Origin of the sequence: Butyrivibrio sp. INlla18 (assembly GCF_900103635.1) — a bacterium.
Taxonomy (GTDB): Bacteria; Bacillota; Clostridia; order Lachnospirales; family Lachnospiraceae; genus Butyrivibrio.
On record NZ_FMXK01000014.1, the window covers coordinates 19,973 to 35,196 of the forward strand.

Below are 15,224 nucleotides of genomic sequence, written 5' to 3' on the forward strand. Positions count from 1 at the left end.
ATCAAACCCTTTTGATAACCTGAGGATCCCACATTACGCGGAAGCCCTGTTTTCTGGCTTCTTCACCAAGTTTAAGACTCATAGCAATAATTGTCTCCTCACTAAAAGCCTTAAATCTCTCATCTATTGTTTCTCCGCCTTCATAGAAGGTGTCCTTGTATTCAAATCCAGTAATCTGCTGGTATGCAGCCCTTAATTCTGGCCTTACCGCCATGCATCTTAAATCTACAGCTGCGCAGTCCTGCTGAAGAACAGCTCTGTGCTGAAATCCGCCGCTGTATCCAAGAGGAAGTCCCTTGTATCTCAGGCTTCCATCCTTTTTGAAATTGCCGCTTATGATCCTGCCTCTTTTATTAAGTATCTTGCCACCGATGATTCCCACATCGCTTCTAAGCGAAAAGACATCCGGCTCGTACAAGACTCTGTAAAAGCCAAGGTGTGGCATCTGCGCAACCTCTGCCTTGACGCCGTTTTCATGAAGAACGTCTCTTACTGCCCTCTGGCCTGCCTCATAAGCATACATCTTGCTGGCAGGATTGGCTGCTGTTGAGCCTCTGTGACATCTCCAGTGATACAAAACCTTGTCTATATGTGCAATCTGGCCGCTTGCCATTGCCATGGATAAAGCCGCCTCTGTGCAGCATCTAAGGAACAAGTCAAAGTCCTGTGCTCCGTCGTACTTGCCGCGAAGCTTAAGGCGCTTTAATATATCTGCCCTCATAACTGCAAAGTGGCAGATATAGTTGTTGGACAATAAATAGTCCATGTTAAAAGATGGCTTGGCGTGATGCTCGTAGTAGGCACCCTTGCCATCGTCATATTTGTCCTCATCTGAATAGATAAGGCGAATAGGACAAGCTGAAAACTGCGCCAGCTTATTTTGCTTCATGCTCTTTCTGATGACTCTGGCTACCTCATAGAGAGCATCTGGAGTAAGAGTATCATCATGATCTAAAAGACCTATATAATCCCCTTTAGCCTTCTCAATAGCCCTGTTAGTATTTTCTGAAATTCCCTCGTTGCTTCCAAGATGATAATACTTGATCCTAGGGTCAACCTTGGTATATTCTTTGACGGTCTCTGACTCAGAAAGAGATGCATCTGCAAGGACAAGCTCCCAGTTACCATAGGTCTGAGCCACAACAGAATCTATCATCTCCTTAAGGTACTTTTCAGGAGTATTAAAAAGAGGCACTACAATGCTAAAACGCACAGCGCCTCCCGATTCTGCCAGTGACTTATACTCCCTCTTCTGTTCGTCTAATACTTCTTCAGAAAGGGGAATATAGTTATATTTTTCATTTAAAGTGTCTGAAACTCTTTCAAAGGCAGCAAAAAATGCGGCTTTAGCACCATTGCGCTTAGCATATGCTATTGTCTTTTTAGCCGCATTTTTTATACCCATAATTATCTATCCTTTTTTTATAATGAAGTTAGCCTACTGCATTTTTTACAGCCTGTGTTAATTCTGCCTGAAGTTTCTCAGCATCTTCAAGGTTCTTGCCCTTAACACCCATGTAGAACTTGATCTTAGGCTCTGTTCCTGAAGGTCTAGCGCAGCACCAAGAATCATTGTTAAGTGCAAAGTAAAGAACATTTGATGTAGGAAGACCTGTCTCTCCCTCTTTGCCAGTAGCCATATCAAGAGTCTTGCCAGTCTTGTAATCTCTGAACTCTTCAACCTTCCACTGACCAAATTCCTTTGGAGGGTTCTTACGAAGCTTGTCCATGATAGCAGCGATCTGCTCAGCTCCCTCTTTACCCTTCATAGTAATTGAATACTGGCCCTCTTTGTAGTAGCCGTACTCTTCGTAAAGATCTATCATAGCGTCCCAAACGCTCTTGCCCTGCTTCTTGTAGAAGGCAGCAAGCTCGCAGAGGCACATAACTGCAACAACAGCGTCCTTGTCTCTTGCATGTGTACCAGCAAGGCATCCATAGGACTCCTCAAGACCAAATACATAGTTGTAAGACTGATTATTTTCCTCAAAGATCTTGATCTGCTCACCGATGTACTTAAATCCTGTAAGAACTTCGATGTAGTGGCAGCCATACTTCTTTGCAACTGGCTTTGCCATGTTTGTTGTAACGATAGTAGTAACGAATGCTGGGTTAACTGGCATTGTACCTGTAGCTGTGCGCTCTCTTAAGATATAATCGCCGATCAGCATTCCAGACATGTTTCCTGTAAATCCAACATACTCGCCTGTCTTAGTGTCTTTTGCATAGATTCCAAGACGATCTGCATCAGGGTCAGTTGCAAGTACGATGTCTGCATCCTTCTCTTTGGCAAGCTTAAGAGCAAGCTCGAATGCCTTAGGATCCTCTGGATTAGGATAATCAAGAGTTGTGAAATCTGGGTCTGGAGCTTCCTGCTCTGGTACTACAAATACATTCTTGAAGCCAAGTTCCTTGAGAACTCGTCTAACAGGAAGGTTTCCTGTTCCGTGGAATGGTGTATAAACAATAGTGAACTTGTCAGCCATCTCATCAATTACATCCTGATGAATGATCTGCTTTTTAAGCTCTACCATGTACTTGTCGTCGATCTCTTCGCCAAATGAAACATAAAGTCCCTGGGCAACAGCGTCCTCTTTAGACATTGTCTTAACTTCATGGTAGTCAGTGATTGACATAACCTCTTTGATAATGCCTGTGTCGTGAGGTGGTGTAACCTGTGCGCCATCCTGCCAGTAAACCTTGTAACCATTGTACTCAGGTGGGTTGTGAGAAGCTGTAACCATAACACCTGCGATACATCCAAACTCTCTAAGAGCAAATGAAAGCTCTGGAGTAGGACGAAGGATATCACTTACATAAGCCTTGATTCCGTTAGCTGCGAGGCAAAGAGCTGTCTCCTCAGCAAACTCAGGTGAAAATCTTCTGCAGTCATAAGAAATAGCTACGCCCTTCTTTGCAGCATCTGCTCCACCGTTCTTTTTAATATAATTAGCAAGTCCCTGTGTAGCCTTACGTACAGTGTACTTGTTCATTCTGTTAGTTCCGGCACCGATAACACCACGAAGTCCGCCTGTACCAAACTCAAGCTCTCTGTAGAAACGATCCTCTACCTCTGCTTCGTTGTTACGAATTGCCATAAGTTCCTGCTTTGTATCATCGTCAAAGTATGAATCATTAAGCCAATATTCAAACTGTTTTGTTGCTTCACTCATTACATTATCCTCCTGTGCACATATACCACAAAAATTATATCATATATACCCAATTCAAAAAACCTATGCATCAGGTTTTTACTGAGTTCTAAGACTTGAATAGCCCTCTACGTTAAGGCTGTAATCACTCCTGTCTAGGGAGAAATTAGGATTGTAGTATGGATCGCCTTTATCGAGAACTTTTTTCCATTTAGTGCGGAAATGCTCTGATTCTGCCTCATATCTCTTGGCATTCTCACCCTCGAGGTCAAGACCTCTAGAAAGAGATTCATAGTGATAAAGCTCAGCAAAAGGAGTAAATACGTTAAGATATCCTTTTTCTCTGAGTTTAAGGCAAAAGTCCACGTCGTTAAGACTAACCTGGAAGTCTTCTGCAAAACCTCCAACTTCATCATACTTAGCGCGGCTAACCATAAGGCATGCCCCTGTAACTGCGCTCACATCCTGAGCGTAGCAAAGTCTGCCCATATATCCAAGATTCATACCAGCCTGGCCGTAGTGAGAGTGGCCTGCTGTTCTATGTGCTCCAAGTTTAAGTACTACACCTGCGTGCTGGATCTTTCTGTCTGGGAAGTAGAGCTTGGCTCCAACTGCTCCCACATCCTGTCTCTGAGCGTACATGAGGAGCTCCTCGATCCAGTTAACAGTAATCACCTGTGTATCATTGTTCAAAAGAATTATATACTCGCCGTCTGACTTAGAAACGCCGTAGTTCACAACTGCTGAATAGTTAAATGGTGGCTTCTTGCCATCTGCTGTAAGATGCAGGCCGTTCTCATAATAATCAACAACCTTGACAACATCCTTGAGATTGCCTGTTCTAAGTTCCTCGTAGTAACCCTTTATCTCAGAACCAGTGCTGCCATTTTCTACAACAATGATCTCGTAGTTGTCATATACTGACTTCTCGTAAATTGAAGTGATGCATCTCTTAAGGTCCTCTGCGTGCTCGCAGTTAGGAATAACGATGCTGACCTTAGGACTTCCCTGAACTTCATAGGTGATCTTAAAGATAGTCTCAAAGGCTCTTGTGCTGGTGATCTTGAAGTGATCGTATCCATGACGCCTCAAATGATCTGCCACAGCACCCTTCGCAGCCTCAATAGCATAAGGCTTGGCACTGATGTCAGATGCAACAGATGCCGCATGTGATCTCCAGTAATACAAAAGCTTTGGAATGTGTACGATATGTTCTGCTCTATCAGTAAGCCTTAAGATCATGTCATGATCCTGGCTTCCATCAAACTTAGTTCTAAAGAGCTCTGTTCCATCAAGAAGAGTTCTCTTAAAGACGCTAAAGTGGCAGATATAGTTGTTGGCTCTCAGATTATCGATGGCATAATCTGGTTTAAAGTGCATGGTTATCATCTTGTTGATGTCATCGCCCTTAAAGGTCGTCTCATCACAGTAGATGTAATCTGCATTTTCTTCATTTATAGCTTTGACATACCAGTATAAAACTTCTGGATGAAGAATATCATCGTGGTCAAAAAGTCCAATATACTCGCCCTCTGCAAGCTCAAGGCAGTGGTTGGTATTTCCGGCAATTCCCTCGTTCTTTGCAAGCTTCTTGTAAGCAATCTTGCACTTTCCATCAGGTAAAAGAGCCTTCGCATCCTTCTGGTACTCTTCTACGATCCTTGAAACCTCTGAAATGTGAGCTTCATCAGATCCATCAGCAAGACAAAGCTGCCAATTGCCATAAGTCTGTGCAAGAACAGACTCTATCATATCTCTAAGAAACTTCTCAGGAGTGTTGTAAAGAGGAACTAATATCGAGATAAGAGGCATCTTCTCAAACACTGCCTCTTCCTGCTTTTTTCTAGTCTCTTCACTAGGAAAAGACTCTGTTCCATAGTGAGTCATTGCCTTTTTCTCAATCTGCTTGTACTTGATCTTGGCAATCACACCCTTAAGTGAACCCTGATTTCTGATCCTGTCTCTCTGCCTGATAATCCAGTGCATTGTGTTACGTGCAGGAGTACTTGCTTTCCAAATAGGATTATTCTTGATTCTGTTAAGCTTGAACTCCAATTCCTGATTCTTATCTTCAAGCTCAGCAATTCTTCCAGCAAGCTCAGCAGATTTTAACTTTTCCTTTTCATAAGCTGACTTATAATCTAATTCGCTCATTTATAACCTCTAAATCACTTTTTCACATTAAGAATGTTAGGAACCCAGTTAACAAGCTTTAAGTGGCTTGTTTTATCTACAGCTAGCATACCGATCTGGTAATAGCCTGGAACTAAGTCGCCCTTCTTGATCTTAACCTTGTAACCAGTTAAGTCTACGTTTACCTGATCCTGTAAGCGAACCTTGATGTCAGGTCTGTACCATACATAAGTTGGCGCGCTAAATACCTTAGGCTCCACAGGCCCCGCTCCATCCTCGTGTCTTTCTACTAGACGAAGGAGTAATCTCTTTTCATAGATAGCATTGTCAGATCCGATGACAAAGCTGTAGCCCTTAAGGTAATAGCCATCATCGTACCCTTCTGCAGTTACGCCGTACAACCAGTTGTGAAGACTTCCATTGTACTCGCATCCAATTCTCAGGCACTGATCTTCCCTTGCTCCCTTGATGCCATGCTCGTGAACTGAAACCTTGGCATAAGGAATATCCTCCACAGGAGTGTAGTCCTCACGTGGAATAATAGCTGAAATAGTCTCATCCTCAGTAAGGTGTGGACTATAAAATGGGTCAAAGTTATAAAGGTGGGTATGCCTCTTCATAAGAGTGTCGCCCTCAACTGCAAGTCTCTCCATCTTCTTTGGATCAAGGTTATCAAGGCCTCTTGTAAGAGACTCATGATGATAGAGATAAACATGGTTGCAACATACGTTGTAGTAGCCCTTTTCCATTACTGTGTAGCAGAAATCAACGTCGTTAAAGGCAACCTTAAGTTCCTCAGGAAAGCCTCCAATATCATTGAACTTCTTCCTGCTGATCATAAGGCAAGCGGCAGTAACACCGATGAAATTGTGAACACCTCTGTTGTAGCCAAAATAGTGATTCTTGCCATCGTGCATCTTCTGAAGCTTGTGCACAGGTCCACGTCTCACATTGGCAATTCCGCAGTGCTGGATAAGGTCTGTATCAGGGTAAATAAGCTTGGCTCCAACGCAGCCCACATGACCAAGCTGTGCCTGAGATAACATCTCGCGAAGCCATCCCTCTTTTACCGCCTCGATATCATCGTTAAGGAACAGGAGATACTCGCCACCACACGCTCTAACGCCCTGGTTGCACATAGCAGAGAAGTTAAACTCCTGAGATTTGTAGATATAATTAATCTTGATAAGTCCGTTCTTTCTCTCGGCACGGCTACAATAAACGCCGTACTTAACCCTGTTAGAGGCTGAACTTCCATTATCTATGATGACAATGTCGTACTTGATGTTGTCACCGCCAGTTGTGTTTATGATGGAATTAAGGCACTGCTGCAGCACTTCCGGATGATCCTTGGAAGGAATGATGATGCTGACAGTAGCTGGCCTTAGGAGCATATGCTTGGAATTGTGGAATGTTCTTCCGTAAAAGACATCCTGCTCAGAGTTTCTGTGGAATAACACCTCTCTGATATGTCCGATTGGAAGCTCCATGCCAGTTCTCTTAGCAAAGGCTCTCACATGTATAGCAAGCATGCAGAATAGTACATCAGCTGATAAAAGAGATGCTTCAAGTCCCACCTGCTCTGGTGAATTCTTTTTGTTGGATGTTCCGCCAAGCATCCTGACTGCATTGTCGTACTCAGGCGCAGCGGCGTGCATGGTAGTTGCTCTGCAGGAAAAGAAGCTACCGATATAAAACGCGTTCAAATATGAATCAGGAGACCAGTCAGGCTTAAAGAATGGATGAATATACTTGCCACCTTTGCCGATTTCGTCCTCATCACCGTAAACTATGTCATGCTCTGGATGAGCTACAAAATACTGCTTGATAACTTCAGTAGCTCTTTTTGTAAGCTTGCCCTTAGGACTTACAAAAATGTAAACAACATTCTCATCGCCCTTGGCATCAGAAACTTCCCAAACCTTGGCATAAGGCACAACCTTAACCTCTGGCTCAGGCTTTTTGTAAGGTACCAGAGTTCCGTCTTCATTCTCCTCATAGTACACAGGAGCTTCAGCCTTGATCACAGGCTCTTTTTCACCCTGGCGCTGCCACTTATCATAAGCAGAAGACTTGGCGTTTACTAATCTGTTGTATTTAGTTTTTCTCTTTGTTGCAAGAGCTTTCTTGGCTAAGTCCTTCAGCATCACCCTAACAATTACTCCTCATCATCTTTATAATAGCGTGCCTCACGTCTCTGGCTTATCTTTTCCCCAAGCTTTTTGATAATGTTCTTTTTCTTTGGAACTGCTGCTTCCGGTTCAGGAAGTGAGCTTATTACTGCATCTGCAGCATTTCTAGGAATAAGAGTCATCAAAAGCTTAACCACAAGGTGGTTCTTTTGCTTAACACTGAGTCTGTCGCTTGTAAGAGAGAACTCAATGTTAGGATCATCAGAATTAAAGATTATGGAATCATCTGAGATCCACTCACCATTTACTGGATTGATATTAACATCTGCTCCGCCCTCTGAGATGCTCAGGCTGTTCCATGTAGCATTTAAGATCGTTACCATACATGGAGCAAAGGCAGGATCGATCCTGACTGTATTGCAGGTATCATCAACTCTGATATCCAAAGTTACTGTGTTCTTGTCATCATACTGCTCCTCTGGGAACATTGACTCGTCCTCAGAATAGCCCTCGCCATTATCAAGATAGATCTGAATCTGGTCGTCAGGCCTTGCAGCACTGGTAGTATTTGTGATCTCCTTTGGTACAATCACCTTTCTGCCTATATCCTTCCAAAGTTCTACCATAGACTTGCGGTTTCCAGTTACATACTTCTGGAAGGCATATTCCTCATCAAGGAGAACCTGGATCTCTTTTTCTGTGATACCAAGCTTATTAAAAAGAGGCTTAGGATCAAACTTTTCTCTTTTTCTGTCCTCTAATCTGTAACAGTAAAGAGCTCTCCACATGGACTCCTTGGCAGGTATGCACTTACCATAGGTCCACTCATAATCTATTATAGTCCAAATAGGACCATTAACCATAATATTAGAGAATATCAGGTCATAATCTGACACAGGATAGTCTTCCTTGTATCTGATACGCTTGAGATATTCGTTCAAAAGAGCTTCAAATGCCTCCATGTCATCTCTGTCAATGCACTGATCAAGGAGTGAAGCCAATGGCACGCCGTTAACAAAAGAAAATACGGCGCAGCCTTCCTGTTCATTTATCTGGCAGTCGTTGATCTCAAGGTCTCCGCCTCTATACTTCTCAACAAGGCCAAGATAAGCATCTCTGATACCAAATACGTGCTCTCTTGCTTCCTCTGTAAGAGGGAACTTCTTGATGACCTTTCTGCCAGCTTTGTCGATAGCAATATCAGTTCTGATCTTGAACTCAGAAACTCTGTCATTGCTGTATTTGCTGTAGATAGTGTCAAAGCCAGGTCCAAGGATAACTTCAAAGGAATTGGCAAACTCAGGATAGAGGCCGTCCTTTGAAAGGTCCTCGTAAGCTCTTTTCTCATTGAAAAGAACTAATCTATCCCTGTCAAAGTTACGAACATTGTCCTGAAGCTCTCCAAACTTAGGCAGATAATCATCTGAGTGAAGAAGTGTCATAAGCTTGTAATCAGGATATGGATAATAGAAATGGTACTCATTCATGCCGCATTTCTTGAAGATGTTGATAAGTCCATTTCTGGTAAAGGTCTTGGCAACGCTGTCTGGTGAGTAGCCCTCGATACCTGTAAAGTAGCTTCCAAGGTGATCCTCAGCACATCCAGCAAAATACTTAAGTCCAAGGCGGTTCTCGATAGCAATTACGATTCTGCCGCCCTTCTTAAGGTGTCTTTGGAGCATTCTAAGGAACTTCTCATAAGGATTGTCAGTTCCAATGTAGCCCTGACCATACTCAAATACACCGATCAAAAAGATAAAGTCAAAATCTCTTGGAAGATCTGGCTCAATGTCTCTAAAGTTACCAACGTGGATAGTTACATTGTCGCACTCCTGGTTTCTAGTGGCATTGATCTCAGAACGTCTCCTTGAAAGGTCGCAGGCTACAACTTCGCCAGCCTTCTTGGAGAGCATACCTGTGATAGCGCCGCATCCAGAGCCAACCTCTAATACCTTGGCAGTTTTTGCCATAGGGATCCACTCAACGATATTAGATCTCTGCTCAGAAAGATGGTAGAGAATAGGCCAGTTTGCCCTCTCCTCAATAACCTTCTGATACTCTTCTTTTTTATATTTTTTGACAATCTCAAGAAGGTCGTTCTCTATAGCACCATCGCTGTAGAGATCAACCCCAGAGTAGTGTTTGAAATTAAGGGTAACATTACCAATCTTTACGTTCTCTTGCATTTTGCTCGTTCCTCGCAAATGCTTCGCATGCCAATGAAATTTGCTTTCAGCAAATGGGCATGCTCACACCTGTGTCATATTCTCACGTCCGAATCAGTACTGATTCGGACTGTAATTCATGTATCATATAATTCCACGTTCCTCGTTCCTCGCGAGTTATTTAGCATCAGTAACAACACATTTAGAATTCATGTCGTAGTAGCCAACTGTGTTCTTGTCTGATACTACTGATACATTAAGTGCATCATAGAGTCTGTGATACACGGTAAAATCATTCTGTTCAAAACCTGTAACTCCAAAACTAAGAAGATACTCTCCTCCCTGAAGTGACATGTTCTGTGTAAAGGTTATATCCTTCTCTTCTCCAGCCTTAACTGGCTCAAGGAAGGCCTTTTCAACCATTGAGTTGGTTCCTGTGATCTCAATGCCCATGATGTTCTTGAATGTAAGGGCAAAGATAGGAGCCGCAACATCTCTATTAAACTTAACCCTCATGTGTACTGTAAAATCAGTACCCTTTATGATGGAGTTAGTCTCTTTTCCTGTATTATCTGTGACATAATAATTTGTGATAGTAGCTGCGCCGTCGCCGTACTCCAATGTATCTGGATTCTCAGCGGCAGTTTTCTTTGCACTATCGTCTTTCTTTATCTTGTCATCAGCTTTTTTGTCTGCATCTGCTGCAGCCTGACGGATCTGATCATCGTCAAGGAGGTTCTCAACGTCGCTTGTAGGAAGTGGATACTGTCCCACCAGAACCTGCTTGTAGATATCGATCATCTTCTTTGGTGTTCCTTCGCCAAGGAGCACACCCTGATTTAAAAGAACTGCTCTATCGCAGTACTTGCTAATACTAGAAAGATCATGTGATACAAAGAGGATAGTCTTGCCCCTCTTCTTGAACTCTTCAAACTTGTGATAGCACTTAGCCTGGAAGAATACGTCACCAACAGAAAGAGCTTCATCTACAATGAGGATCTCAGGATCAATGTTGATAGCAACCGCAAAAGCAAGACGGACAAACATACCACTTGAATAAGTCTTGACTGGCTGATAAACATAGTCTCCTATGTCAGCAAATTCAAGGATCGCATCCATTCTCTTTCTGATCTCTTCCTCAGAAAAGCCGATCATCATACCGTTAAGGTAGATGTTGTCGATTCCGTTGTACTCCATGTTAAAGCCTGCTCCCAGTTCCAAAAGAGCTGAGATATGGCCGTCAACATTAACTTCACCCTCAGTTGGAGACAAAACTCCTGTGATGATCTTGAGGATCGTTGACTTACCAGAGCCGTTAGTTCCGATGATTCCGACAGTTTCGCCCTTGTGGACAGTAAGGTTAACGTCATTAAGAGCAAGGTGTTCCTTGTACTTCTTTTTACCAGAAAGTCCAAGGGAATCCTTGAGCCTGTCCATAGGCTTGTCGTAGAGCTTATATAGTTTAGTGAGGTGTTTTACCTCAATAGCTACGTCTTTTTCCATGTTAATTCCTATTTCAAAATTGCTACGAATGTGTAGCGATTATCAGAGTACATCCGCAAAGTGAGGCTTGGACCTCTTGAAGATAAGTGTTCCTACGCAGAACACGCCCACTACAAACAACCAGAAATAAGTAGATGAGTAGAAGTGTTCAAAGAACCATGTATCGCCGTATATTGCATTTCTGTAACCCTCAACGATATAAGTCATAGGGTTAAGCTTGATGATCCACTTGTATTTGTCTGGAACTACAGTGTCAAGATTCCAAAGAATAGGTGTAGCCCACTGGAACAACTGAAGCCCGATATTGATGATCTGAAGAAGATCTCTAAAGAATACTACGATTGCGCAGGTAGCATAGCTTATAGACAATACCAAAATGAATTCACAGCTCATGTAGTAAAGGAGCTGGATCCAATAGACATTTGGATAGTAACCATACACACATGCGATCACAAGAAGCACGCAGATGAAGAACACGTGAATGAACATAGCTGCAATGATCTTAATGATAGGAAGTATGCTTATCTTGAAAAGAACCTTTTTAACAAGGTAGTTGTACTCTAGAAGTGAAGTTGTTCCATTGGTAAGAGCTTCTGTGAAAAAGAACCATGGAACAAGACCAGCTGTCAAAAAGAGAACGTAAGGAACCTCAATTCCGCCTGATACTGACTGCGCCCTTGACTGGAAGATCCTGTCAAAAACGATGTAGTACATAGCAACTGTAACTACAGGCTGAGCAAGGGCCCACACGATACCCATGTAGGAACCGGCATATCTTTTCTTGAAATCGTTAAGTGAAAGCCTCTTGATGAGCTTTCTAGAATGGAAAAGCTCAACTGGAAGCACTAATAATCGGTCATACCAAAAGAAGACCAGTATACAACTGATGCCGATCAAGATACATCCACATATCTTCTTGAGCATCTCTGTATGCGGGTCTGCAAGCTGGTTTGTGTGCATTATAAGTAATAGCGCCAAAATAGACGCCATTACATAGAAAATGCCCAAGCCTACTCGCTTGGGAAGTTTTCTCAATCCCTGTATCAAAACTCCTTAAATCCTCCCCACTTGGTATCCCTCTCGGAAAGGTTGAGCTCAGCGCCTTCTACAAGTGGCCACTCTACTCCAATATCAGGATCGTCCCACTTAAGACCACCCTCGTCTTCTGGATGATAGAAATCTGAGCACTTGTATGCAAACTCAGCATACTCAGAAATTACATAGAAGCCATGAGCAAATCCCTTAGGGATAAAGAACTGCTTTTTATTTTCAGCAGAAAGTCTAACGCCAAACCACTTTCCATAAGTCTTTGAACCTTTTCTAAGGTCAACAGCTACATCAAATACTTCACCATTTATGCAGCGTACAAGCTTGTCCTGTGGAAAGTTCTTCTGGAAATGAAGGCCTCTAAGTACGCCCTGCTTACTAGCTGACTGATTGTCCTGTACGAACTCAACATCGATTCCAGCCTCTACAAAGTCGTTCTTGTTGTATGTCTCCATGAAATAGCCTCTGGCATCGCCAAAAACCTTTGGTGTAATAACTTTAAGTCCTTCTATCTCACATGTTTCAACAGTTATCTTTCCCATTTTATATCTCCTAATATTTCTATAGCATTACTGTCCAACTGGTGTGCCCTCAATAGGCGCAGTTGGCATAACGCCATTGTATTCATATAGACTGCTGTCAAAAGAGCCGCCCATTCCCGGAACGTATCCTTCAGGATTTTGAAGCTCGCCTACAACTGCCATTCCAGGAAGTTCATCATCACTAACTGAACTGCCAAGGCTTGAAGCTTCTGAGCTCTCTTCAGCAGAGCCTGAACTTTTTTTGATTACAACAACAGAAGGTATCTTCTCTGTCTCATCAAAAAAATCTTCGTCACTTAAAAAGCCGTCAAGATTGCTACCAATCTGCTGGCTGTAAATCTCCTCGCCGCTATAGTAAGATGCAGCGTTGTCGGCCTCTTCTTCCTTGGATCCCCATCCAAAGAGCTGATTGATCTTTTGGGTATTAGTAGCATAGACAATGACAAGTACCAAAATAAAGGCACTTATGATGGTAAGTATTGCCATTCGGAAAACTCTTTTATCCACGTTCTCCTCCCGTTATCAAAACCTCGCCAGGTGTTCACAGCCCGTTAGCGACCTCAACCAGGTATTTACCGTAATCAGTCTTCATAAGTGGCTCGGCAAGTTTGAGCAACTGCTCCTTGTCGATAAATCCGCGCTTATATGCAATCTCTTCAATACATGAAATGTAGAGACCCTGTCTCTTCTGGAATGCGCATACGAAATCAGATGCATCAAGAAGAGAATCGTGATTGCCTGTATCAAGCCAAGCAAAGCCTCTGCCCATAGTCTCTACGCGAAGCTCGCCGCGGTTTAAGTATTCATTGTTGATACTTGTGATCTCGATCTCGCCTCTTGCTGAAGGCTTAACGTTTGCAGCAATATCAACAACCTGATTGTCATAGAAATAAAGTCCAGGTACAGCATAGTTAGACTTTGGATGCTCAGGCTTCTCTTCGATACTGATAGCCTTGCCGTTCTCATCGAACTCGACAACGCCGTAAGCTCTAGGATCTCTTACGTAGTAACCAAAGATCGTAGCTCCCTTTTCTCTGGATGCAACTTCTCTAAGAAGCTTAGAAAAGCTCTGTCCATAGAAGATATTGTCTCCAAGAACAAGGGCAACAGAATCACTACCAATGAACTTAGCGCCAATGATGAATGCATCAGCGAGTCCTCTTGGCTGGTCCTGTACAGCATATTCAAAGTGCATTCCAAGCTGTGAGCCATCACCAAAGAGTTCCTCAAACATAGGAAGATCACGTGGTGTAGAAATGATAAGCACTTCTCTGATACCAGCAAGCATCAAAGTTGAAAGTGGATAGTAGATCATTGGCTTATCATATACAGGCATCATCTGCTTAGACATAGCCCTAGTAAGTGGATAAAGTCTGGTGCCTGAACCACCAGCTAAAATTATACCCTTCATTTTATTTCTCCTTGGGTTCTATTATTTGTTAGAATACATCTTTTCGTAATACTTCTCATAATCTCCACTTGTAACATTCTTCATCCAAGCTTCGTTTTCGAAGTACCAGTGAATAGTTTTTCTGATTCCCTCTTTAAACATTGTTTCTGGTTCCCAACCAATTTCTGCCTTAATCTTATCAGGAGCGATAGCATATCTTCTATCATGTCCTTTTCTGTCGGCAACATATTTGATGAGATCATATGTTAAATGTTCTTTTCTTGGGTCAGAATCATCTAATTCTTCTCTTAAAATGTCAATGATAGTCTTAACGATCTCGATGTTCTGCTTCTCGTTGTGACCACCAACGTTATATGTCTCGAAGAGGCGGCCCTTTTCCTGAACCATATCGATAGCCTTAGCGTGATCCTCTACATAGAGCCAGTCACGTACGTTCTTGCCATCACCGTATACAGGAAGATCCTTACTTGCAAGAGCGTTGTTGATGATAAGTGGAATAAGCTTCTCTGGGAACTGATAAGGTCCATAGTTATTTGAACAGTTAGTAATGTTAGCTGGGAACTTGTAAGTATCCATATATGCCTTTACAAGCATATCTGAGCTAGCCTTACTTGCTGAATATGGGCTGTGTGGTGAGTATGGAGTTGTCTCATAGAAGAAAGCATTTGGATCATCATCAAGTGAACCATATACTTCATCTGTAGAAACGTGAAGGAACTTCTTGCCTTCCTTGAATGTTCCGTCAGGAAGCTCCCATGCCTTCTTGGCAGCGTTGAGCATTGTAGCTGTACCAAGAACGTTAGTCTGTACAAAGACCTCTGGATTAACGATTGATCTGTCAACGTGGCTCTCTGCAGCAAAATGAACTACTCTGTCGATATCATTTTCCTCAAAGATCTTGTTGATGGCATCTCTATCGCAGATGTCAGCTCTTATGAATGTGTAGTTGTCTCTGTTCTCCACATCCTTAAGATTCTCAAGGTTGCCGGCATATGTAAGCACGTCAACGTTGATGATCCTGATCTCGTTATCATATTTCTTAAACATATAGTGTATGTAGTTGGAACCAATGAAACCAGCTCCTCCAGTTACAAGATAAGTTCTCATTTCTTTGCCTCATTTCTAATTTTTTGAAAAAT

The 15,224-nt window shown here is 42.6% G+C and carries 11 protein-coding genes; all 11 read right to left on the bottom strand.

Going from position 1 to position 15,224, the window contains the following annotated elements; genetic code table 11:
• Window position 1 precedes the first annotated feature (1 nt).
• The 11 genes from BLS24_RS10850 to rfbB all read right to left on the bottom strand — a co-directional run bounded on the left by BLS24_RS10850 (window position 2) and on the right by rfbB (window position 15,192).
• Window positions 2-1,405: a glycosyltransferase family 2 protein gene (locus BLS24_RS10850; RefSeq protein WP_091758954.1), complete on the bottom strand. Its 1,404-nt coding sequence runs from the start codon at window positions 1,403-1,405 to the stop codon at window positions 2-4.
• 28 nt (window positions 1,406-1,433) lie between these two features.
• Complete coding sequence (locus BLS24_RS10855; protein ID WP_091758956.1) at window positions 1,434-3,173, bottom strand: phospho-sugar mutase; 1,740 nt, start codon at window positions 3,171-3,173, stop codon at window positions 1,434-1,436.
• A 78-nt stretch (window positions 3,174-3,251) separates the two neighbouring features.
• A complete protein-coding gene (locus BLS24_RS10860; RefSeq protein WP_091758958.1) occupies window positions 3,252-5,306 on the bottom strand; it encodes a glycosyltransferase family 2 protein in 2,055 nt (684 codons plus the stop codon).
• A 14-nt stretch (window positions 5,307-5,320) separates the two neighbouring features.
• Entirely contained in the window at window positions 5,321-7,432 is a 2,112-nt protein-coding gene (locus tag BLS24_RS10865) for a glycosyltransferase family 2 protein (protein WP_091758960.1), read from the bottom strand.
• An 11-nt stretch (window positions 7,433-7,443) separates the two neighbouring features.
• Window positions 7,444-9,603: an SAM-dependent methyltransferase gene (locus tag BLS24_RS10870; RefSeq protein WP_091758962.1), complete on the bottom strand. Its 2,160-nt coding sequence runs from the start codon at window positions 9,601-9,603 to the stop codon at window positions 7,444-7,446.
• A gap of 156 nt (window positions 9,604-9,759) precedes the next feature.
• Window positions 9,760-11,085 (bottom strand): ABC transporter ATP-binding protein, encoded by a 1,326-nt coding sequence (locus BLS24_RS10875; protein WP_091758964.1) that lies wholly within the window; start codon window positions 11,083-11,085, stop codon window positions 9,760-9,762.
• Between the two features lie 42 nt (window positions 11,086-11,127).
• Entirely contained in the window at window positions 11,128-12,132 is a 1,005-nt protein-coding gene (locus BLS24_RS10880; RefSeq protein WP_242872280.1) for an ABC transporter permease, read from the bottom strand.
• Window positions 12,129-12,674, bottom strand: coding sequence for a dTDP-4-dehydrorhamnose 3,5-epimerase (rfbC, locus tag BLS24_RS10885; protein ID WP_071175335.1), 546 nt, complete (start codon window positions 12,672-12,674; stop codon window positions 12,129-12,131). Before rfbC ends, BLS24_RS10880 begins: the two co-directional genes overlap by 4 nt.
• A 27-nt stretch (window positions 12,675-12,701) precedes the next feature.
• On the bottom strand, window positions 12,702-13,181 hold the full coding sequence (locus BLS24_RS10890) for a hypothetical protein (protein WP_091758966.1): 480 nt from the start codon (window positions 13,179-13,181) through the stop codon (window positions 12,702-12,704).
• Between the two features lie 34 nt (window positions 13,182-13,215).
• The gene (gene rfbA, locus BLS24_RS10895) at window positions 13,216-14,085 is read right to left on the bottom strand and encodes a glucose-1-phosphate thymidylyltransferase RfbA (protein WP_091758968.1); all 870 of its coding nucleotides are present in this window, start codon (window positions 14,083-14,085) and stop codon (window positions 13,216-13,218) included.
• 21 nt (window positions 14,086-14,106) lie between these two features.
• Window positions 14,107-15,192, bottom strand: a complete 1,086-nt coding sequence (gene rfbB / locus BLS24_RS10900; protein WP_091758970.1) for a dTDP-glucose 4,6-dehydratase — start codon at window positions 15,190-15,192, stop codon at window positions 14,107-14,109.
• Window positions 15,193-15,224 lie beyond the last annotated feature (32 nt).

What these genes read in the sequence shown, in the direction of transcription:
- BLS24_RS10850 (WP_091758954.1), bottom strand. Translation starts at nt 1,405, where the DNA reads ATGGGTATAAAAAATGCGGCTAAAAAGACAATAGCATATGCTAAGCGC.
- BLS24_RS10855 (WP_091758956.1), bottom strand. Translation starts at nt 3,173, where the DNA reads ATGAGTGAAGCAACAAAACAGTTTGAATATTGGCTTAATGATTCATAC.
- BLS24_RS10860 (WP_091758958.1), bottom strand. Translation starts at nt 5,306, where the DNA reads ATGAGCGAATTAGATTATAAGTCAGCTTATGAAAAGGAAAAGTTAAAA.
- BLS24_RS10865 (WP_091758960.1), bottom strand. Translation starts at nt 7,432, where the DNA reads ATGCTGAAGGACTTAGCCAAGAAAGCTCTTGCAACAAAGAGAAAAACT.
- BLS24_RS10870 (WP_091758962.1), bottom strand. Translation starts at nt 9,603, where the DNA reads ATGCAAGAGAACGTAAAGATTGGTAATGTTACCCTTAATTTCAAACAC.
- BLS24_RS10875 (WP_091758964.1), bottom strand. Translation starts at nt 11,085, where the DNA reads ATGGAAAAAGACGTAGCTATTGAGGTAAAACACCTCACTAAACTATAT.
- rfbC (WP_071175335.1), bottom strand. Translation starts at nt 12,674, where the DNA reads ATGGGAAAGATAACTGTTGAAACATGTGAGATAGAAGGACTTAAAGTT.
- rfbA (WP_091758968.1), bottom strand. Translation starts at nt 14,085, where the DNA reads ATGAAGGGTATAATTTTAGCTGGTGGTTCAGGCACCAGACTTTATCCA.
- rfbB (WP_091758970.1), bottom strand. Translation starts at nt 15,192, where the DNA reads ATGAGAACTTATCTTGTAACTGGAGGAGCTGGTTTCATTGGTTCCAAC.